Here is a 21,184-nt window from a genome sequence, read left to right on the forward strand (position 1 = left end):
CGGCTGGCTGGCCCCCGAAACAGAGACGAACCCAAGAGGCCGGGCAATCACGTTGCCGGGCCTCACTTACGTCGTCTGACCTTCGTTGGCCTACTTAGCTCGACTCGATTCCACCTGCGAAATGAAAAACCTCGTCAGCACTTGAAAGCCGAGAGAGTAGCTGTTTGGCCCTGATTCTTGCATCGGGATAGTGGAATAAGAAGACGACAACTTTGCGCCAGTTGACAATTTTCACAAAAGTACTTTTGCGAATTGCGCAGATCGTGGCCAGAGCGCTGTCCCGGTTCGCGAACGGCTCTCGACTTCAGCCCTTGTCGCGCATGATCCGGGCGCGGTCGCGCTGCCAGTCGCGCTCCTTCGAGGCTTCACGCTTGTCGTGAAGTTTCTTGCCCCGGCCGAGGCCGAGTTCGATCTTGGCCCGTCCGCGCTCGTTGAAGTAGATCTTCAAGGGAACGACTGTGAAACCCTCGCGCTGGGTGGCGCCAATCAGCTTGTTGATCTGTTTTCGATGCAGCAGGAGCCGGCGCGGCCGCTTGGTCTCGTGGTTGAAGCGGTTCGCCTCGACGTATTCCGGGATGTAGGCGTTGAAGAGCATCAGGTCGGTGCCGGACGGGCCGGCATAGGCCTCCCCGATCGTCGCCTTGCCCTTGCGCAGGGATTTGACCTCGGTCCCCGTCAGGGCGAGTCCGGCCTCCAGCGTATCGGTAATCTCGTAGTGGTAGCGGGCGGCGCGGTTGTCGGCGACGACGCGGCGGTTCGATTCAGGTTTGGGAGCCATCACAACGTCGGGTCAGGCCGGTCGCGCCATCGCGACCGGGCCGAGGAATATGGTTCTGCGCAAGCCGCTTTGCCAGTCGGGCTCAGGCGTCGAGCAAACCCGCATGGCGTAGGGCGGCGTCGACCAGGGCTTTCGTCTCGGCGCTGACCGTGAGAAGGGGCAGCCGAACTTCGTCGGTCATCAGGCCGAGGCGCGCGAGGGCGTATTTCACCGGCGATGGATTCGGCTCCACGAACATGCTGGCATGGAGCGGCATCAGCCGGTCCTGGATCTGCAGCGCCTTGGCGTAGTCGCCCCCAAGGGTCGCCTCCTGGAGGTCGGCGCAGAGCCGTGGTGCAACGTTCGACACCACCGAGATGCAACCTTGGCCGCCATGGGCGTTGAAGCCCAGCGCCGTCGCATCTTCGCCCGAAAGTTGGATGAAGTCTTCACCCATGGCTTGGCGTTGCAGGCTGACCCGGTCCAGCTTGGCCGTAGCGTCCTTCACGCCGGCGATATTCTTCAGTTCGTACAGGCGCGCCATCGTCTCGACGCTCATGTCTACGATGGAGCGCCCAGGAATGTTGTAGAGGATGATCGGAATGCCGACGGCGTCGTTCACGGCCTTGAAATGCGCGTAGAGGCCGGCCTGCGTTGGCTTGTTGTAATAGGGCGTGACGACGAGCACGGCATCCGCTCCCGCCTTCTCGGCATGGCGGGCGCGCTCCACCGCCTCGGCGGTGGAATTGGAGCCGGCGCCGGCGATCACGGGCACGCGGCCGGCGGCCTCCTCGATGCAGATCTCGACCACGCGATCGTGCTCGGCGTGGCTCAGGGTCGGGCTCTCGCCAGTGGTGCCGGTGGGAACGAGCCCGTGGATGCCCTCAGCGATCTGCCAGTTCACGAACTTGCGAAAGGCCGCCTCGTCGAAGGCGCCGTCCTTGAACGGAGTCACGAGGGCGGACATCGCGCCCCTGAGGCGTCGTGTGGAGGTCTCGGTCATCCTGGCGTTCCCAGCCGTCGGTCTCGTCATGCGCCGGTTGTCCGGCAGCGGCACCGCTTCACGCGGACGCGCAGACATAGGCCCTCGCCCGCACCGGCGCAAACGCTGCTTTCATGGGGTTAATGCCTTCTTAATGCCCTTCGGGTGAGCTTGAAGGTCTGTCCACAGTGATGGGACTGGAAGAACCATGGTGTTCTCGACGCAACGCGCAGCCCTGATGCTGGCCCTCAGTCTGGCTTCGGCTGGAGCGCTCGCCGCTTCCGCTGGGCTTGACGGGGACACCCCGAGCCTTCGCCCGGCCAGCGATGCGGTCGCCCCCTCCTCCGCCCTGCCCGAAGCCAAAGTCGCCGATCCGACCGCTGCCGACGCTCTGAAGATCGAGGCGAAGACGCCGGAAGCCGCCCCGAGCCAGGGGCTACCCAGTGCGGCCAAGGCCTATGCCTCCGCCGATCCAGAAGCCGCCATCGCTTTTCCGCTGCCGGACGCCGCCGTGTCACCGGCCGCCCCTGTCCCGGAGGTCGCCGATCCGGCACGCGCGGCGCAGGTGGCGCCCGATGTCGATCTGCCGGCCCTGCGGCAGGCGATCGATGCCTATCGCAAGGGCCGCGTCTCTGAAGGCGATCGCCTGCGGGACGCCTTCGCCGACCCGGCCGCACGCGCATTGCTCGAATGGGTGGCGATCCGGGCCGGGGCCGGCATCGGCTTCGAACGGACCGTTGCGTTCACGCGCAGCAATCCCGACTGGCCGGCCGGCCCGCTGCTCCGCCGCCGCGCCGAAGAGGCTCTGCTGACCGAGCGCAGGAACTCCGCCACGGTGCGGGCCTTCTTCGCCGCCTCGCGGCCCGCGAGCGCACCGGGCAAGTTCGCTCTGGCATTGGCCTTCCGGGCGGATGGCCTCGACGAGGACGCCGCCGCCATGGTGCGCGACCTGTGGCGCTCGGAAACCTTTGGCCGTAATCTCGAGACGAAGGTGATCGAGGCATTCCCGACGGTCCTGACCCGGATCGATCACCGCTACCGCATGGAGCGGGCCCTCCTGAAGGAGGATTACGACACTGCCGGACGGGCGGCGACCCTGGCCGGCGGCAGCTACGCGACCCTGGTCCGTGCCCGCCGCGCGGTGGAGGACAAGAGTTCGGCCGCGCCGGCCGCCCTCAACGCGGTGCCACCCGCGTTGCGCAGCGATTCCTCGTACATCCTGTCTCGTGCGCAGTATCTGCGTCGGCACGACAAGGTCGTAGAGGCGGCCGCGATCCTGGCCACCGCACCCGTGAATCCCGAGGTGCTGGTGGACGGCGACGAGTGGTGGGTCGAGCGCCGGATCGTCGCCCGCAAACTCATCGATGCCAACGATCCGAGTGCCGCCTACGCGGTGGCACGGGCGTCCTGCGCCCGCACCGTCGAGAAGCGGATCGAGGCGGAATTCCACGCCGGCTGGATCGCCCTGCGCTTCCAGGACGATGCTGCGAAGGCGGCGCAGCACTTCGCCGAGGCCGCCCAGATCGCCGAGACGCCGATCTCGCTCGCCCGCACCGCCTATTGGCAGGGCCGCGCCGCCGAGGCCCTCGGTCAGGCCGATGCCGCCAAGGCGTTCTACGAGCGCGCCGCACTCCAGCCCATTGCGTATTACGGGCAATTGGCGCGGACAAAGCTCGGGCGCTCAAGCCTGTCGCTGCGCAGCATTCCCGGCCTCGACGCCACCCAGCAGGCCGCCTTCGACCAGCGTCTCAACGTCCGCGCGTTGAAGATGCTGGAGGCAGCAGCAATTCGCGACCTCGCGCTGCCGCTCTACATCGACACCGCGAACCGTCTCACGGATGCGTCCGAACTCGAAGCCCTCGGCAACGTCGCCGCCGAGCAGCGCAACTCCCGCGCCCTCGTCGCCATCGGTAAGATCGCGGTGCAGCGCGGGTTGCCGCTCGATGCCCATGCCTACCCGACCATCGGCATCCCGAATTACGAGGCCTCCGCCGCCGTCCCCCTGGTCGAGAAGGCGATGGTCTATGCGATCGCCCGGCAGGAGAGTCAGTTCGACCCGCAGGCGCAATCCAGCGTGGGCGCCCGCGGCCTGATGCAGATGATGCCGGCCACCGCCCAGCGCACGGCACGTCGGGTCAGCGCCAGCTTCGATCCGGACCGCCTCACCAGCGATCCCGCCTACAATGCCCGGCTGGGGCAGGCCCATCTCGGCGAACTGATGGAGGATTGGCGCGGCTCGTACATCCTCGCCTTCGCCTCCTACAATGCCGGCGGCGGCAACGTGAAGAAGTGGATCGATGCCTACGGCGATCCCCGCAAGGGTGGGGTCGACCCCATCGATTGGGTCGAGCGCATCCCGTTCACCGAGACGCGCAACTACGTCCAGCGGGTGATGGAGAACCTGCAGGTCTATCGCAACCGCCTGGATGGCAAGAGCGCCCTCCTCATCGACGGCGACCTCCAGCGCGGAGCGCGCTGACGACGCATCGTCAGGCGGGTCCGGCCGCGCTACTTGCAAGGGCTCTCGCGCTTGCCCCGGATCCACCGTGCCCGAACACACCGAAACCGCCACCGTCACCGCCGCCGTCCTGGTCATCGGTGACGAGATCCTGTCCGGGCGCACCAAGGACAAGAACATCGGCACGATCGCGGATTACTGCTCCGCCATCGGCATCGACCTCAAGGAAGTGCGGATCGTACCTGACGAGGCTGACCGCATCATCGCCGCCATCAACGCCCTGCGCGATGCCTACACCTATCTCTTCACCACCGGCGGCATCGGTCCGACTCACGACGACATCACCGCCGACTGCGTGGCCGCCGCTTTCGGCGTATCCATCGACGTCGATTCACGGGCGAAAGCGATGCTGCTGGAACGCCACAAGCCCGAGGACCTGAACGAAGCCCGCCTGCGCATGGCGCGCATCCCGGCCGGGTCCGACCTCATCGCCAATCCCATTTCCAAGGCGCCGGGCTTCCGCATCGGCAACGTCATCGTCATGGCGGGCGTGCCCGGGATCATGCAGGCCATGCTGGACAATGTCGGGCCGACGCTGGTGACGGGCGCCAAGGTGCTGTCGGAGACGATCGAGGCCGGTAATCTGCCCGAAGGCAATTATGCCGGCGGTCTCACGGTTATCGCCAAGGCCCACCCGACCGTCTCCATCGGCTCCTATCCTTCGATGACCCCGAATGGTTTTGCCAATCGCATCGTGGTGCGCGGCCGCGACGCTGCGGCGCTGGCCGCGGCCCGGGCGGACGTGGACGCGCTCCTCGACGGATTGCGCGGCGGCACGCCGGCCTGAACAACCCCTGCTCCGGTCCGTCTCCATTCGAGCGACCCCTCTCCAATCGAGCGAAACCGGAAGCAGACGCGATGGCCGACGAGCGCGAGGATGAGGCCGACGCCAAAGCGGAGACCGTTGCGGAGATCGGGCGCCCCGATGCCTTCATTCTCCACGAGGTCATCCGGCTCGAAGGCGACGAGGAGTTGCGGCGTCGGGGCGGCGCGCTCCTCCTGTCGGCCGTTGCGGCCGGCCTCACCATGGGCTTCTCCCTGATCGTACCAGGCGTTCTGAAGTCTCATCTGCCCGATGCACCCTGGACCAGCCTGATCACGAGCCTGGGCTACGCCACCGGCTTCCTCATCGTGATCCTGGGACGCCAGCAACTGTTCACCGAGAACACGGTGACGCCGATCCTGCCGCTGCTGCACGACCGAAGCCGATCGACCCTGTGGCGGGTGCTGCGGCTCTGGGGGATCGTGCTGGCCGGCAATGTCGCAGCGACGGCCGCCATCGCGGCGGTGCTCGCCTATTCCGACGCCTTCGAGCCGAGTATTCACATCGCCTTCGCGGCGCTCAGTCATCACGCCATCGCCGCAGGGTTCGGCACCACCGTGATCAAGGCCGTCTTCGCCGGTTGGCTCATCGCCCTGCTGGTGTGGATGTTGCCCGCAACGGGCTCGGCCGCACCCGTCGTCATCATCCTCATCACCTGGCTCGTCTCGATGTGCGATCTAAGCCACATCGTCGCCGGCTCGGTCGATACGTTCTACCTGGTCTTTTCCGGCCAAGCCACGATGGTCGACTATGCCTGGCGCTTCTTCCTGCCGACCCTGATCGGAAACGTCTTCGGCGGTACCGCCCTGGTGGCGGTCCTGAACTTCGGGCAGGTAGCGCCCGAGGTCGAGGAGCAGAAAGCTTCCGACGGCGAGGTCTGAATCGTTCCTAACCGTCCCGGTCGGGCCGACCGCGAACGTAGCCGTGAGAGATCAGGCGATCCCGGCGCAGGGTTCGGCGCTCAGCCTCGCACAGGTCTGTCAGGGCATCCGCTACCGCGCGATGGAGCGCGAGGATCGCATCGCCGCCAGCCTCTTCCAGATAGGCGGCCACGATCGCCTCCGCCGGCGCGGTCCAGGCAGGCGCGAGAGTGGGACGGGGTTGCATCGGCGATCCTGTTATAGAACATAGCAGGAACATGTGGCCGAAGGCCTGGGATGGTCAACAGGGCTGCCGAGCTTTTTCCCCGGCCTCCCGACCTCTGAGGACCGGCACCCGCAGATGTGCCGGCGCCGAAATCAGGCCCGGACCAGGCCCTTGCCTTTCACCGCGGCCGCGAGGGCTTTCAGGTTACGGTTGAGATCGGCGATCTCGTTCAGGGCGATCGTCTTGTGGCCGTCTTTGACCGCGCGCTCGATATCGCTGACTTGATCGGTGGCGATGCGCTTCAGTTCGGCGGCGAGTTGGTCCCGTGTCATCGTCGCTCCTGTCACGGCTGGAGGGGTGCCGCCCTCGAATAGCGCAACGTGCTTAACCGCCCGTTGTCGGCCTCCGCAGCGCTCAACGGGTCGCAGCTTGATGGACCGTTCGACGAAATTTCGTCCGCCGTCCGACGCTTCCAACCGAGGTGTGGCTTGCGGGGCATAGTCGGCTCGGACAACCGCGAGTAGCTTGACGGCAATTCTCCGACCCTGGGACAGACACCCCGATGATTGCAAAGACCTTCCTGGCTGGCCTCGCTTCGCTCGCCGCCATCGGCGCAGCAAATGCCGCCGATCTCCCGCGCCGTCAGGCGCCGCCGCCGGTCTTCGTGCCGGTGCCGGTCTTCACCTGGACCGGTTTCTATGTCGGAACGCACAGCTCTTACACCTTCAGCGACAACCAGACCATTCGCACGGTCGGCAACAACACCAACACCGCCACGAACGTCGCCCTCGGCCGCCGCGCTCCCAGCTTCAAGGCTGAGCAGGACGGCATCGGCAACATCGGCGGTGGCATCGGCTATAATTACCAGTTCACCCCGGGCTCCGGCTTCGTCGTCGGCGCCGAGGCCGACGTGACCTGGACCGACATCGGCAAGCGCCGCGACTACTTCGGCCCGGCTATCGCCCAGAACAACTTCATCCCGGATCCGAGCAGCTACCGGAACCGCCTGAACTATCTCGGTACGGTCCAGGGCCGCCTCGGCTACGCCTTCGATCGGTTCCTCGTGTACGGGACCGGCGGCTTCGCCTACGGTGAGGTCAAGTACCAGGCCGACTTCTTTAACACGGCCAACCAGCTCGCTTACTTCGGCCGCTACAAGGGCATGGAGACGGGCTACGTCTACGGCGGCGGTATCGAGTACGCGATCCCCACCGACAGCTTCCTGAACCGCTTCAACTTCATCGGCGGCCTCCTCGGCGCCAGCGCCATCACGCTGAAGGCCGAATACCTCCGCTACGACCTCGGAAGCCGCAACGTGCTGGTGAACAACACCGGTCTCGGCGCTCCGGCGACCGGTTCATACACCTCGCGCTTCAACACCGAGGGCAACCTGATCAAGGCCGGCTTCAACTACAAGTTCGGCTCCATGTGAGGTTCGATCCGGCGGCTCTCCGGAGCCGCCCCTTCGGCGATGATACGGAAAAGCCCCGCTCTCGCGAGCGGGGCTTTTCACTGTTCGGGGCTGCCGAAAGCGGATCAGGTCCGCCAGGGATGCGCCGGGAGTTCCGTCGATCCGATACAGCTCGCGCCCGCCATCGCCACCGCATGGTCGTTCTCGACCGTCGACCCGCTGACGCCGATGGCTCCGGACATCTCGCCGTCCTTGTCGACGATCGGGATGCCGCCCGGGAAGGTAATGAGCCCGTCGTTCGAATGCTCGATCCCATAGAGCGGTCCGCCCGGCTGCGAGAGTTGGCCGATCTGGCCGGTCATCATGCCGAAGAAGACAGAGGTCTTCGCCTTCTTCTGTGAGATGTCGATGGAACCGACCCAGGCGCCGTCCATCCGGTAGAAAGCCTTCAGGTTTCCGCCGGAATCCACGACGGCGATGCACATCTGCGTGCCGAGTTCCACGGCCTTCGCGCGGGCGGCCTCGATGGCCTTGTGCGCGTCTTCGATGGTCACGTGCATGATGGGATCTCCCTGGATACCTGGTGAAGGTCTTGTGTCATGCGCCCGCCGGGCGGCCGGATCTTGCACGTTCGCCGCAACGCTTGGCGCTGGCGAGCGTGGGCTAACGGATGACGGGCGTTCTTGGTGCCGTTCAGATTCTGAACCGGTCGCCAAACAAAAGGGCCGCCCCGAGAGGGACGGCCGAGGTGCGGGTTTCGTCAGGCGTCGTGCAAAATCGTCAGTTCGCCGCCATCGCGTTGGCCTTCTCGATTAGCGCTTCGGCCATGCGGATCGAGGCGATGTCGATGAGGCGGCCGTCGAGGGAGACGGCACCCTTGCCGGCCTTGGCGGCCTCTTCCATGGCCGCCAGAATGCGGCGGGCCTTGTCGACCTCGGCGGCAGACGGGGTGAACACCTCGTTGGCCAGATCGATCTGCGAGGGGTGGATCGCCCACTTGCCTTCGAAGCCGAGGGCGGCGCAGCGGCGGGCGGCGGAGATGTAGCCGTCCGGATCGGAGAAGTCGCCGAAGGGACCATCGATCGGGCGCAGGCCGTAGGCGCGGCAGGCAACCATCATGCGGGCCTGGGCGAACAGCCAGGGGTCCTGCCAATGGGTCTCGCGGTTGCCGGACTCGTCCTTGTCGGTGAGGACCGAGTAATCCTTGTTCACGCCTCCGATCACGGTCGAGCGGGCGCGGGTCGAGGCGGCGTAATCGGCCACACCGAACGACATCGCCTCAAGGCGCTTCGACGATTGAGCGATCGCCTCGACATTGGCCATGCCGAGGGCGGTCTCGATCAGCACTTCGAAGCCAATCTTCTTCTCACGCTTCTTGGCCTGCTCAATTTGCGTCACCATCACGTCGATGGCGTAGACGTCCGCCGGCACGCCGACCTTGGGGATGAGGATCATATCGAGGCGCGGACAGGCTTCGACGATGTCGACGACGTCGCGGTACATGTAGTGGGTGTCGAGACCATTGATGCGGATCATCATGGTCTTGTTGCCCCAGTCGATCTCGTTGAGCGCCTGGATGATGTTCTTACGCGCCTGCTCCTTGTCGTCCGGCGCCACCGCATCCTCGAGATCGAGGAAGATCACATCGGCCTTCGAGGTGGCCGACTTCTCCATGAAGGTCGGGTTGGAGCCGGGAACGGCGAGCTCCGAGCGGTGGAGCCGCGGGGTCGCCTGCTGGATCAGGGTGAAGCTCATTGGGTATCCTTCCTGTTGGACGTGTTCTGGTCGTTCATGAGACCCGGATGCCGGGCCACCATACTGGGCGGGACGGACCCGCGTGCGCGACCGGGGGCCGGCGCAGGCCCGCGGGATCCTGTCAAAGCCGTTATCCCGTGGCGCCAAAGCCGACGGCGATGCAATTGATCGAGAGCAGCAGGGCGGACTTCACCGCCTCGCGCTGGTCCTCGTCCTCCTCCGAGCGGAATCGGCGCAGCAACTCGACCTGCTCGCGGCTGACCTGGTTGATGGTCGGCAGGCGCCCGTTGAGGCGGTCGCGGAAGAGCGGGAAGCGTTCGGCGAGTTCGGTGCCGCCGCTGACGCGGAGGGCCATCTCGCGGGTGAGCGCGTACTCGGCTTCGATCAGCGGGAAGATGCTGTTGCGCGCTCCCTCGTCGGGCACGAGGCCGGCATAGTCGCGGGCAATCTCCAGATCGACCATCAGCAGCGTCTTTTCGACCTCGTCGAGGATGAGGCGGAACGGCTTCGATTCCGCGAAGAGCCGCTGCAATTGCGCTTCACCCTGCTTGCCGCGCACGTCGAGGAAGCTCTTCAGCCCAGAGCCGACGCCGTACCAGCCAGTGATGACGTGGCGGTTCTGCGACCATGCGAAGACCCAGGGGATCGCCCGCAGATCGGAAAGCGAGCGTGCGCCGAAGCGACGGGCCGGACGTGACCCGATGTTGAGGAGCGCGATCTCGTCCAGCGGGCTCGCGGCCCCGAAATAGGTGACGAGGTCGGGGTGCTGGATCAGGTTCACGTAAGCGGCGCGCGAAGCACCCGATAAAGCCTCCAGGCAATCGTCGAACTCGCTGCGGGGCAGCTTGGCGGCCTCACGCTCCGACTTCAGGGCATGCTGGAAGACCGACGAGGCGAGAAGCTCCATCTGATAGGCGGCGGTGCCCCGGTTCGCGTACTTGAACGAGACCACCTCGCCCTGCTCCGTGGTTCGGAAGCGTCCATTGATCGAGCCGGGAGGCTGGGCCGCGATGGCGCGGGCGGTCGGTGCCCCGCCGCGGCTCACCGACCCGCCGCGACCGTGGAAGAACGCGATCGGCACGCCCGAGGCCTTGCCGAGCTGGGTCAGTTTGTCCTGCGCCTTGTAGAGCTCCCAGTTCGAGGCGACGAACCCGCCGTCCTTGTTCGAGTCGGAGTAGCCGATCATCACCTCCTGCACGCCGCCCTGCCAGCGGGTAGACCGGCGCACGAGCGGGATCGAGAACAGCTCCTTCATGATCGCGGGGGCTGCACGCAGATCATCGATGGTCTCGAACAACGGCACGATCGGCAGGCAGCAGATCTCTGTGCCGGTCGCGTCGAGGAAGTTGCCCGCCTCCTTGGCGAGCAGATAGGCCCCCAGGATGTCCTGAACCGAACGGGTCATCGACAGGATGAACGAACCGAAGGCCTCCCGGTCGAGCTGCTCGCGCATCTCGCCGACCAGCGCGAAGGTTTCCAGGGTTTCCCGTGCGTCGTCGGGCAGATCCTCGAAGCTGCGCTCGGCCCTACGCGGCCGAGCGAGCTCATCGACGATCCACTTCTTCCACTCAGGAGAGTCGACGTCCGGCGGCGTGCGGTTCTGCCCGTTGGCCTGACTCCACAGGGCCTGCAGGGTCTTGGTGGTCCGCGTGGTGTTCTCGCGCAGGTCGAGGCGGACGGTGGAGAAGCGGAAGATCTCCACCATGCGCCGGACCGGACGCACGAGATCGACGGCCAGGGACGGGCACTTCGCATCGGCCAGTCCCTGCTCCAGGGTGCGCAGGTCGTTGATCAGGCCGTCCGCGCTCGGATAGTCCGGTCCGGTCGAGCGCTGGCCCTTGTTGCGGAGGATCGTCGCCTCGAGCTTGCGCAGGACGCAGGTGAGGAACTGCCGATAGGCCTCGCCCGGGTTGCGGTTGGCGATGGCGCGGCCGTCACCGCTCTCGGTCAGCATCTGCGCGAGCGCGGCCTTGAAGGACTCCGGCACAGGGAGCGAGCGCTCGGTCAGCGAAAGCGTGCGGCCGAGCGAGGTGACGCCATCGCGATAGCGACGCAGGGACGCGAGCGCATTGCGCTGAAGGGTGGCGCGCGTGACGGACGAAGTGACGTAGGGGTTGCCGTCGCGGTCGCCGCCGATCCACGAGCCGAACTGAAAGAACGGCGGCACCTCGAACTTCTCGTCCGGATAGTACTGCGCCAGGCTCTCTTCCAGGGAGTAGAGCACCTCGGGAAGCATCTCGAACAGGGTCTCGTCGAAGAAGTGCAGCCCCCAGGCGACCTCACGCTCGACGGTGGCCTTCTCCAGGTGCAACTCGCCCGTCATCCAGACGAGCTCGATCTGATCACGCAGCTCGTTCATCAGGCCATTGCGCTCGCGCTCGGTCCAGCGCGGCAGCTCCAGCTCGCGCAGCACAAGGTAAATGCGGCGGAACTTCTCCAGCACCGTGACGCGCTTGCCCTCGGTGGGATGCGCCGTGATCGTCGGACGGATCCGCAAGTCCTTCAGGAGCGCATGGATCTCCGGTGCCTTGATTCCGCTCGCCGCCGCATCGGCCAGGACGGCGCTGAAGCTGCCGCCCAAGGCCTCTCGGCCCTTGGTGCGCTCGACCTGCCGGCGCCGGCGCATGGCGGCGTTCTGCTCGGCGATGGAGAGCAGCTGGAACCAGATGCCCTGCACCTGGAGGGCGCGAGCGAGAAGCTCGGGCGAGAACTCCGAGATGTTGGCGCGCCCGTGCAGCACGTCCTCGAGTTCGGGCTCGTGCCGGCGCGCAACGGCGAGCAGGGCGTGGAACAGGATGTCGAGGGCTTCCTTCGACGAGGTGCCCGTGATGACGGGCGGCGCGAAGGTGTGGTCGACGGCTCCGACCGGGGCGTGAAGGGTATCCGTCATCGAAGGCCACCTTGAGAAAAGTTCTTCGCCGATCGACCGCGACGGAAGCGGGCATCGGATGGGTGTCGCGTTTTCGAGAACCACATCTCCCCGCGTGCGGGGAGAGTCGGTCTGACGGCTGCTGTGATCGGTGAGGCGCTCCCTCTCCCGATCGCTCCGCCGCCCCTCCCCCGCGAGGAGGGAGGGGGTCGCGGATCAGGCCGCCAGCTTGCGCATCACCTGCGCCACCGTCGAGCCGAACTCGCCGGGGCTCGGCGCCACGGTCAGGCCGTAGGAGCGCATGATCTCGGCCTTCTCGGCGGCCGAGTCGCCCGTGGCCGAGATGATCGCGCCGGCATGACCCATGCGGCGGCCCTTCGGAGCGGTGAGGCCGGCGACGAAGCCGACCACCGGCTTCGACATGTTCTCCTTGATCCAGGCCGAGGCCTCCGCTTCCTGGGGACCGCCGATCTCGCCGATCATCAGGACGGCCCGGGTGTCGGGGTCCTGCTCGAACAGGGCGAGGTGGTCGAGGAAGGACGAGCCGTTGATCGGGTCGCCGCCGATGCCCACGGAGGTGGAGATGCCGATGCCCTCGGCTTTCATCTGCGCGGCGGCCTCGTACCCGAGAGTGCCGGAGCGCGAGATCACGCCGACATTGCCTTTGAGGTAGATGTGACCGGGCATGATGCCGAGCATCGACTTGCCGGGGGAGATGATGCCGGCGCAGTTCGGGCCGACCACCATGGTGCGGCGCTCCTTGGGGTAGCGGCGCAGGTAGCGCTTCACGCGCATCATGTCCTGGGCCGGAATGCCGTCGGTGATCGAGCAGATCAGCGCGAGGCCGGCATCGGCCCCTTCCATGATGGCGTCGGCCGCGAAGGGCGGTGCCACGAAGGTGATCGAGGTGGTGGCGCCCGTGGCCTCGACGGCTTCCTTGACGGTGTTGAAGACCGGGACGCCGAGGTGTGTCTTTCCGCCCTTGCCGGGGGTGACCCCGCCGACGACGTTGGAGCCATACTCCATCATCTCCTTGGCGTGGAAGGTGCCCTTGTCGCCCGTGATGCCCTGGATCAGGATCGGGGTCTTCTCGTCGATCAGAATGCTCATGACGTATCCTCCCCTGCGTCTCAGTGGCTGGTCTTGGGGCTGTTCTTGGCCGCTTCGCAGGCCTGGACGGCCTTCGCGGCGGCATCCGAGAGGCTGTCGGCGGTGATGAGGTCGAGGCCGCTCTCGGCCAGGATCTTCTGACCTGCCTCCACATTGGTGCCGGCAAGCCGGACCACGAGCGGCACGTCGATCTTCACCTCGCGCGCGGCCTGGATCACGCCCTGGGCGACCCAGTCGCAGCGGTTAATGCCGGCGAATATGTTGACCAGGATCGCTTTGACGTTGCGGTCGGAGAGAACGAGACGAAAAGCCGTCGCAACCCGGTCCGGCGAGGCGCCGCCGCCGACATCGAGGAAGTTTGCGGGCTCGCCGCCCGCATGCTTGATCATGTCCATGGTGGCCATGGCGAGACCCGCGCCGTTGACGATGCAGCCGATCTCACCCTCGAGCCCGATATAGGACAGGTTGTGCTCGGCGGCCTGGGCCTCTCGCGGATCACCCTGCGAGGGATCGTGCATGTCGGCGATGTTGCGCCGGCGGAACATGGCATTGTCGTCGAAGGACATCTTGGCGTCGAGCGCCAGCACCCGGTCGTCCTTGGTGACGACGAGAGGATTGATCTCCAGCATGGTGCCGTCGCAATCACGGAACGCCCGGTAGGCGTTCATGATCGTTTTCACGGCCGCTGAGACCTGCTTGATGTTGAGGCCGAGCTGGAAGGCGATCTCGCGCGCCTGAAACTGCTGCAGGCCGACGGCCGGCTCGACCACGACCTGGATCAGGGCCTCGGGCTCGTTCGCGGCGATCTCCTCGATGTCCATGCCGCCGCGCTGGGAGGCGATGACGCGGACGCGCTCGGCTTTCCGGTCGAGGACGTAGCCGAGGTAGAGCTCGCGCTCGAACGGGTCCGCGGTCTCGACGTAAACGCGCTGGACCGGCTTGCCCTCGGGGCCGGTCTGCAGGGTGACCAGGCGCTTTCCGAGGAGCTCCTTGGCGGCGTCACGGACCTCGTTATAGGTCCGGCACAGCTTGATGCCGCCGGCCTTGCCGCGTGCACCGGCGTGGATCTGGGCCTTCACCGCCCAGAAGGAGCCGCCGAGCTCCGTGGCGGCGTAGACGGCCTGATCGGCGCTGAAGGCGACCGCTCCCTTCGGGACCGCGACGCCGAAGCCGGCAAGCAGTTCCTTGGCCTGGTACTCGTGCACGTCCATGGGCGTTCTCCTCGGCGTTTCTTCCTTGCCGCGACTGTCTCGTAAATTTCACTTCACGGAAAGTGCTTTGCGACTTATATTTTTTTTACAGTCTGTTTCACTCTGACTTGAAGGTCGTGAAACTGTATTCAATTTGCAGAAAAGCTGCCCCGATGGCGTCGGGAGCAGCTCTTGCTGTACCTGCACTCTTAGTTTGTCTTCGTGCCGCGCGAAACCTGCGCGACACGAAAGGGCGGCGGCTCAGTTCACCTTTGCCTTGACGACCTCGTAGATCGACTCGTTCAGCGGACCGGCCGGGCCCAGCAAGGCTTCGAGCTCACGGAGACGCTCGTCCGCGAAGGCCCGGTCATCAAGGCCCTTGGCATTGACGTAGACGTTCAGCGCGGCGCTGCGCAGGCCGGCATGGGCCGAGAGCACCGCGACGCCGGCATCCGAGATGACGTTCAGGTTGCCCTTGTCGGCGACGATCTCAGCGAGGTCGATCACCTTGCGACAGGCACGGCAGCAGGCGAGCGGCACGTCGGTGGCGACCTTTAGGGCGGCCTGGATCTTCTCCGCCCGAGCGGCCTTCTCCTCGTCTGTCACTTTGGGAAGCCCGTAGGCGCCCATCACGGCGTCGAAGGCTTCGACATCGTCGGCGATCATGCCGGTGAGTTCGGTCCGCAGGGCCTCGGACTGACCGAGGATCTGCTTCAGCTCCTCTTCGACCTCGACGTACTTCTTCTTTCCGATGGTGAGGTTGCACACCATGCTAAGGAGGGCGGCCCCCATGGCGCCGGAGATGGCGGCCGCGCCACCTCCTCCGGGGGTGGGCGCGGAACTCGCCAGACCGTCGAGGAAGGTCTGGATGGTCTCGTTGGCGGCGTTCTCTTTCGCGGCCATGACGATCAGGCCATCTTCTTCGCGAGGGCGTAGATCGCCTCGGCGTCCAGCACCTGTTCGGTGTTGTCGAAGAGCTGGCCGACGCAAGCGCGGTGGAGCTTCAGCTTCAGGCCGCCGATGCCGAGCGCGCCGAACACCTTCTTGCCGTGGCGGTCCTTGCCCTTGTCCATGGCCTCGATGCCGCCGAAGCCGAGCGGCGGCTGGGCGTTGTAATCGGCCACGAACTCGATGCTGGCCTCATCCTTCCAAGCGTCCTCCGGCAGGAGCTCGAGGCCGATCGCGCCGGCCGAGAACACGAGGTTCTGGCCCTTGACGATCTGTGCGCGCGAAGCGGCATCGGGAGTCTCGGCAGCCTTGATGTTCACCTTGAAGCGAGTGTTGATCTGGTCGGCAGCAGCTTGCGCCTTGTCGAGGGAGCGACCGCAGAGGATGACCTCGGCGCCTTCCTGGGCGAGGAGCGCGGCCGAGCGCATGCCCACCGGGCCGGTGCCGGCGAGAACCACGGCCTTCTTGCCCTGGAGCGATCCGGCCGCCTTCTGGACCAAGGCGACGCCGGCGGCTGCCGTGGTGTTCGAGCCGTTGGAATCGAGCATGATCGAGACGCGAAAGGGGCCGAAGAAGCGCTTCTTCACCGCCTCGAACACCGCCTCGCCGGCCGCCATGCTGCCGCCGCCTACGAAGATCGCCGTCGACTTTTTCTCGGAGCCGCCGCGGGTGTAGATCGTACCGTCGACGAGGGCGCCGACATTGTCCGGGGTGACGTTGCCGTAGCCGGTGATGTGATCCGCGCCGCCATCGTAACCGACGACCACGTCGAACACGCTCGGGACGGCGTCGGTGTCGAATTGGAACAGCAGTTTCTTCATTGTCTCTGGATCCCTGTCGGTCCCGCGCTCGGCGCGGCTGGCGTTTGTTGTTCGATCTGGTCGATCGCCGCGGCGATCACGATGCGCGGCGGTGTGGATGGGGCGCGCGGACCCGCGTCACACCACGTTCTGCGGCTTGCCGGCGACGAAGGCCTCGACATTGTCGACGAGCTGATCGGCGAGGATCTGCATCGCCTCCTTGCTGGCCCAGGCCACGTGCGGCGTGACGATGAGGTTCGGCAGGTCGAGCTCGCAGAGAATGTTGCCGTTCTTCGGCGGCTCGGTCATCACCACATCGAAGCCGGCGCCGCCGATGGTACCGGCCTTGAGGGCTTCGGCCAGGGCCTCCTCGTCCACGAGGCCGCCGCGGGCGGTGTTGATGAGGAGCGCATGCTTCTTCATCTTTGCGAGCTGTTCGCGGCCGATCATGTTGCGGGTCTCGGGCGTCAAGGGCGCGTGCAGCGTGATGACGTCGGACTCGGTGAGGATCGTCTCGAAGTCGACGAGACCCTCCTGGGGGAAGACGTCGTAGGCGATGACCTTCATGCCCAAGGCTTCCGCGCGCTTGGCGATCGACTTACCCAGGGCCCCGTAGCCGACGATGCCGAGGGTGGAGCCGGCGATGTCGTGGATCGGGTAGTCGAAGTAGCAGAACTGGGTCGACTTCGCCCAATCGCCCCGGCGCACGGAGTTGGCATAGGGAACGATCGCCCGGCGCAAAGCGAACATCAGGCCGATCACGTGCTCGGGCACGGTGTTGAAGGCGTAGTTGCGGATGTTGACGACGGTGATGCCCTGGGTCTTGGCGGCCTCCTTGTCGACCACGTCGGTGCCGGTGGCGGCCACCGCGATCAGCTTCAGGTCGGGCAGTTGCTTCAGGGTGTCGGCCCGCATCGGGACCTTGTTGATCAGCGCGATCTCGGCACCCTGCAAGCGCTCGACGATCTCCTCCGGCGTCCAGGTCGACTCGTACTCGACATATTCGTGCGGAAAGCTGAATTCACGGACCTTGGCGTCCAGGGACTCGCGGTCGAGGAACACGATCTTCTTCGTCATGGAATCCTCTGGCCGAACCGGCCACGTCACGAATGGACATGCCGCGGATCGGGCACGTCACAGATAAAATGCGTCAGGTGTGCCGGAGCGGGGTCGTCCGCTCCGGCACGGTCGATCAGGCCTTTGCGAGCGGGTTCTCGCGCAGGTAGCTCGACGCGGCGGCGACGCCCGAGCCGGGCTGCACCTTCACCCCATGGTCGAGCATCGCCATCTCGGCGCCCGCGATGGCGCCCAGGAGCGACAGCTCGTTCATGTCACCGACGTGGCCGATGCGGAACACCTTGCCGGCGACCTGGCTCAGACCGGCACCCAGCGCCAGGTTGTAGCGCACGTAGGCGTGCTTGATGATCGCCGCGGCGTCGACGCCCTCCGGCACGAGGATCGCCGTGACGGTGTCGGAGTTCCACTTGGGCTCCTTGGCGCAGGTCTTCAGGCCCCAGGCCGCCACGGCCTGGCGGGTTGCCTCGCCGAGCACGTGGTGGCGGTGATAGACGTTCTCGAGACCTTCCTCGTTGAGGCAGGCGAGCGCCTCGCGCAGGCCGTAGAGCAGCGGCAGCGGCGGGGTGTAGGGGAAGTAGCCGGCCGGGTTCTGCTTCTGGTGGTCGGCCCAGTCGAAGTAGACGTGCGCCAGGCGGTCGTTCTGGCCCGACGAGGTCTCGGCGGCCTTAAGTGCCTTCTGGCTGACGCAGATCACGCCGAGGCCGGCGGGGAGCATCAGGCCCTTCTGAGAGCCGGCGATCGCGCAATCGACCTTCCACTCGTCCATCTTGAACGGCAGCGACCCGATCGAGGAGACGCCGTCCACGAAGAGAAGGGCCGGGTGGCCGGCGGCGTCGATGGCCTTGCGCACGGCGCCGACATCGCTGGTGACGCCGGTGGCGGTCTCGTTGTGGACCACCATGACGGCCTTGATCTCATGGTTCTTGTCGGCGCGCAGGGCCTCGCCGATCCGCTCCGGGTTCGCACCCGTGCCCCACTCCTCGTCCTGGACGATCACTTCGAGGCCGAGGCGCTGGGCCATGTCGATCCAGAGGTGGCTGAACTGGCCGAAGCGGGCGGCCAGCACCTTGTCGCCACGCGACAGGGTGTTCGAGAGCGCCGATTCCCAGATGCCCGTGCCGGAGGCCGGGAACAGGAAGATGGTGCCGTCCTTCGAGCCGTAGACAGCCTTGGTGTCCTCGAAGAGAGGCTTCGTCAGCGCCGGGAAATCCACCGAGCGGTGGTCCTCGGACTGGACCATCATCGCGCGCATCACGCGATCCGGGATGTTCGTCGGGCCCGGGACGAACAGATGGTTCCGGCCGGGACGTCGCGTTGCCGCCATGGTGTTTTCTCCGTTTCTCACGTTAGCGCCCACACGCCCCTGGCGTGCGGCGACAATGATGCGCCGAGGGTTGGGGCGGATCGCACGGAGCGTCCCGGGACGATCCCGAATGCTCCTGGCGACCGCTGGTCAGATGAATCGCGGGACGAAATCGCTCGCGCGCGACGGATGGACAGAGACGAGACCTAAGTCCGTCCGCGCCGAAGGTCTCCCCTCGACGCCCGTCGCCGCGCGCGCCACCGAATACCTCAAGCCTCTTCTCCATGGGCCGGGTCGCGCGACACGCGCTGACCGCTGGGCCGTTTCAGCGTCGTCGTCCCCGGGGACGGCACCCTTAGTTCGCCTCGATGGGCTCCGGTCATGCGTTCTCGAACGCGGCCCGGTGGGGCACCTTGAGCGGGACTATGCCCGGCTTCCTGCCGAAAGGAAAACCCGAAATACTTGGTCTCAAATCAAAATTTTTTTTGTGGAAGAAGAGCTTACGTCGCGGCGCAGAAGGCGCCGGGTCTCGCGGGGCCAACGTCATCAAACTGATACGGGAATCCGGTTTGGCTGCTGACATCGGAGGCTGTCCCGGAGGCGAGCGTGGGCGAAGACACCGAGACGACCCGCGTCCGGACCCTGTTCCTGTCCGACATGCATTTGGGCACCAAGGGCTGCCAGGCCGATCTGCTGCTCGAATTCCTGCGCGATTACGATGCGGACGAGATCTACCTCGTCGGCGACATCGTCGATGGCTGGCAACTCAAGTCGGGCTGGTACTGGCCGCAAAGCCACAACGACGTCGTGCAGAAGCTCATGCGCAAGGTGCGTAAGGGTTCGACGCTTGTCTATGTGCCGGGCAACCATGACGAGTTCCTGCGCGACTATATCGGCATGACCTTCGGTGGGATCGAGATCGCCGACCAGCGCGTGCACGAGGCCGCCGACGGCAAGCGCTACCTCGTCATTCACGGCGACCAGTTCGACATGGTGGTCCGGCATGCCAAGTGGCTGGCTTTCCTGGGAGACGGCGCCTACACCTTCGCCCTCTTCGTGAACACCTACGTCAACACGGCTCGCCGCCGACTCGGCCTCGCCTATTGGTCGCTCTCGGCCTGGGCCAAGCTCAAAGTGAAGAACGCCGTCAACTTCATCGGCAAGTTCGAAGAGCTGCTGAGCGCCGAGGCCAAGCGCGTCGGGGCCGACGGGGTAATCTGCGGCCACATCCACCATGCGGCCAACCGGCAGATCAACGGCCTGAGCTACCTGAACACTGGCGACTGGGTGGAATCCTGCACCGCCATCGTCGAGCACTACGACGGCACCATGGAGGTGTTGCATTATCCAAGCCTGCTGCGGGCCCGCACCGCGCGCGCCGATCTCGTCGGCCGCCCACGGCCCGATGGAGCCCGGGCGGTCGCGTGAGACTTCTCATCGCGACGGATGCCTGGCATCCGCAGGTCAACGGGGTGGTCCGCTCCCTGGAGAACATGGCCGCGGCAGGTGCCGCCTACGGCTTCGACCCAGTGTTCCTGACTCACCAGGACTTCGCGTCCGTTCCCCTGCCGGGCTATCCGGAGATCCGCCTCGCCTACGCCACCAAGCGGCACGTGGCGCGCCTCTGGGACGACCTGCGTCCCACCCACGTCCATATCTCCACGGAAGGGACGGTGGGTTATGCCACGCGGCGCTACTGCCTCGCCCATGGTCGTCCGTTCACCACGAGCTATCACACCCGCTTCCCGGAATACCTGTCCGCCCGGGCCCCCGTGCCGGAAGCCTGGAGCTACGCCTGGCTGCGCCGTTTCCACGGTGCGGCCAACGGCACGATGGTCTCGACCCCCTCCCTGGAGCGCGACCTCGACGCGCGCGGCTTCACCAACCTGATGCGCTGGACGCGGGGCGTCGACACCCAGCTGTTCCGACCCTGCGCACCGAGCGCGCCGGAGCCGGTGGAATTCGCCGGCCTGCCGCGGCCGATCTTCCTCTCCGTCGGACGGCTCGCCGTGGAGAAGAACCTCGCGGCGTTCCTGCGCCTCGACCTGCCCGGCACCAAGGTCATCGTCGGGGACGGCCCGGACCGGGGCCGCCTCGCGGGCATTGCACCGGAGGCCCGGTTCCTCGGCACCCGCACGGGCGCCGCCCTCGCCGCCCTCTATGCAGCCGCCGACGTCTTCGTCTTTCCGAGCCTGACCGACACCTTCGGGATCGTGCTTCTCGAAGCCCTCGCCTGCGGCGTTCCGGTGGCCGCCTATCCGGTTACCGGCCCCCTCGACGTCATCGGCCGCACCGGTGCCGGCGTGCTCGATCGAGACCTGCGTTCCGCCGCCCTCGCCACCCTCGCGATTTCGCGGGAACGCTGCCGCCGAGAAGCCCTGCGCTACACCTGGGCCGAGAGCGCGCGCCAGTTCTACGACAACATCGCCCGCGCCCATGGCAGCACGCCCGCGCGCCTCCGGGCCGCGGCTTCGACGTCGCAAGGCATCGTGGAACTCGGCTGATGCGTGGACCCGTCTAGCCACCCACGCTAGGGGAAACGGATCCGCCCCCTG

19 protein-coding genes are annotated in these 21,184 nt (G+C 66.2%); 6 read left to right on the forward strand and 13 right to left on the reverse strand.

All coding sequences use genetic code 11. From position 1 onward, the window contains the following. Positions 1-304 precede the first annotated feature (304 nt). Positions 305-778, reverse strand: coding sequence for an SsrA-binding protein SmpB (smpB, locus tag AC1MGR_RS19510; protein ID WP_055957959.1), 474 nt, complete (start codon positions 776-778; stop codon positions 305-307). An 82-nt stretch (positions 779-860) separates the two neighbouring features. Next, positions 861-1,760 carry a 4-hydroxy-tetrahydrodipicolinate synthase gene (gene dapA / locus AC1MGR_RS19515; RefSeq protein ID WP_480232624.1) on the reverse strand — a complete coding sequence of 300 codons (900 nt, stop codon included), beginning with the start codon at positions 1,758-1,760 and terminating at the stop codon, positions 861-863. 187 nt (positions 1,761-1,947) lie between these two features. Here dapA and AC1MGR_RS19520 point away from each other — a divergent pair, with 187 nt between their 5' ends. The 3 genes from AC1MGR_RS19520 (at position 1,948) to AC1MGR_RS19530 (ending at position 5,961) form a co-directional block, all read left to right on the forward strand. Then, complete coding sequence (locus tag AC1MGR_RS19520; RefSeq protein WP_480232625.1) at positions 1,948-4,218, forward strand: lytic transglycosylase domain-containing protein; 2,271 nt, start codon at positions 1,948-1,950, stop codon at positions 4,216-4,218. Positions 4,219-4,285: 67 nt separating this feature from the next. Beyond that, positions 4,286-5,044 carry a competence/damage-inducible protein A gene (locus AC1MGR_RS19525; RefSeq protein WP_480232626.1) on the forward strand — a complete coding sequence of 253 codons (759 nt, stop codon included), beginning with the start codon at positions 4,286-4,288 and terminating at the stop codon, positions 5,042-5,044. Between the two features lie 71 nt (positions 5,045-5,115). Continuing rightward, positions 5,116-5,961, forward strand: a complete 846-nt coding sequence (locus AC1MGR_RS19530; protein ID WP_480232627.1) for a formate/nitrite transporter family protein — start codon at positions 5,116-5,118, stop codon at positions 5,959-5,961. A 7-nt stretch (positions 5,962-5,968) separates the two neighbouring features. On the opposite strand, the gene AC1MGR_RS19535 is transcribed toward AC1MGR_RS19530, so the two are convergent. Together AC1MGR_RS19535 and AC1MGR_RS19540 are read right to left on the reverse strand one after the other, a co-directional pair. Continuing rightward, positions 5,969-6,187 carry a hypothetical protein gene (locus AC1MGR_RS19535; protein WP_108034219.1) on the reverse strand — a complete coding sequence of 73 codons (219 nt, stop codon included), beginning with the start codon at positions 6,185-6,187 and terminating at the stop codon, positions 5,969-5,971. 131 nt (positions 6,188-6,318) lie between these two features. Next, positions 6,319-6,498 carry a hypothetical protein gene (locus AC1MGR_RS19540; protein ID WP_056189372.1) on the reverse strand — a complete coding sequence of 60 codons (180 nt, stop codon included), beginning with the start codon at positions 6,496-6,498 and terminating at the stop codon, positions 6,319-6,321. A gap of 230 nt (positions 6,499-6,728) precedes the next feature. Between AC1MGR_RS19540 and AC1MGR_RS19545 the strand changes: the two genes are divergently transcribed. Then, complete coding sequence (locus AC1MGR_RS19545; protein ID WP_108034217.1) at positions 6,729-7,598, forward strand: porin; 870 nt, start codon at positions 6,729-6,731, stop codon at positions 7,596-7,598. Positions 7,599-7,702: 104 nt separating this feature from the next. Here the strand turns inward: AC1MGR_RS19545 and AC1MGR_RS19550 are convergent, their stop codons facing one another. From AC1MGR_RS19550 to AC1MGR_RS19590, 9 genes are all read right to left on the reverse strand, one after another. After that, the gene (locus AC1MGR_RS19550) at positions 7,703-8,137 is read right to left on the reverse strand and encodes a heme-binding protein (protein WP_108034216.1); all 435 of its coding nucleotides are present in this window, start codon (positions 8,135-8,137) and stop codon (positions 7,703-7,705) included. A gap of 220 nt (positions 8,138-8,357) precedes the next feature. Further along, positions 8,358-9,332: an HpcH/HpaI aldolase/citrate lyase family protein gene (locus AC1MGR_RS19555; RefSeq protein WP_108034215.1), complete on the reverse strand. Its 975-nt coding sequence runs from the start codon at positions 9,330-9,332 to the stop codon at positions 8,358-8,360. A gap of 130 nt (positions 9,333-9,462) precedes the next feature. Continuing rightward, positions 9,463-12,222, reverse strand: a complete 2,760-nt coding sequence (locus tag AC1MGR_RS19560) for a phosphoenolpyruvate carboxylase (protein WP_108034214.1) — start codon at positions 12,220-12,222, stop codon at positions 9,463-9,465. Between the two features lie 195 nt (positions 12,223-12,417). After that, positions 12,418-13,311, reverse strand: a complete 894-nt coding sequence (gene sucD, locus AC1MGR_RS19565; RefSeq protein ID WP_108034213.1) for a succinate--CoA ligase subunit alpha — start codon at positions 13,309-13,311, stop codon at positions 12,418-12,420. A gap of 20 nt (positions 13,312-13,331) precedes the next feature. Continuing rightward, entirely contained in the window at positions 13,332-14,522 is a 1,191-nt protein-coding gene (locus AC1MGR_RS19570) for a malate--CoA ligase subunit beta (protein ID WP_108034212.1), read from the reverse strand. A gap of 240 nt (positions 14,523-14,762) precedes the next feature. Then, positions 14,763-15,404, reverse strand: a complete 642-nt coding sequence (fchA, locus tag AC1MGR_RS19575; protein WP_480232628.1) for a methenyltetrahydrofolate cyclohydrolase — start codon at positions 15,402-15,404, stop codon at positions 14,763-14,765. Positions 15,405-15,409: 5 nt separating this feature from the next. Beyond that, on the reverse strand, positions 15,410-16,270 hold the full coding sequence (locus tag AC1MGR_RS19580; RefSeq protein WP_055957917.1) for an NADP-dependent methylenetetrahydromethanopterin/methylenetetrahydrofolate dehydrogenase: 861 nt from the start codon (positions 16,268-16,270) through the stop codon (positions 15,410-15,412). Between the two features lie 117 nt (positions 16,271-16,387). After that, the gene (locus tag AC1MGR_RS19585; protein WP_480232629.1) at positions 16,388-17,326 is read right to left on the reverse strand and encodes a D-2-hydroxyacid dehydrogenase; all 939 of its coding nucleotides are present in this window, start codon (positions 17,324-17,326) and stop codon (positions 16,388-16,390) included. Positions 17,327-17,441: 115 nt separating this feature from the next. After that, on the reverse strand, positions 17,442-18,650 hold the full coding sequence (locus AC1MGR_RS19590) for an aminotransferase class V-fold PLP-dependent enzyme (protein ID WP_480232630.1): 1,209 nt from the start codon (positions 18,648-18,650) through the stop codon (positions 17,442-17,444). 585 nt (positions 18,651-19,235) lie between these two features. Here AC1MGR_RS19590 and AC1MGR_RS19595 point away from each other — a divergent pair. Continuing rightward, positions 19,236-20,057 (forward strand): UDP-2,3-diacylglucosamine diphosphatase, encoded by an 822-nt coding sequence (locus tag AC1MGR_RS19595; RefSeq protein ID WP_108034208.1) that lies wholly within the window; start codon positions 19,236-19,238, stop codon positions 20,055-20,057. Next, positions 20,054-21,133, forward strand: a complete 1,080-nt coding sequence (locus AC1MGR_RS19600) for a glycosyltransferase family 4 protein (RefSeq protein WP_480232631.1) — start codon at positions 20,054-20,056, stop codon at positions 21,131-21,133. Before AC1MGR_RS19595 ends, AC1MGR_RS19600 begins: the two co-directional genes overlap by 4 nt. Positions 21,134-21,184 lie beyond the last annotated feature (51 nt).

The sequence above is a fragment of the Methylobacterium sp. BI1 genome (genome assembly GCF_056680125.1).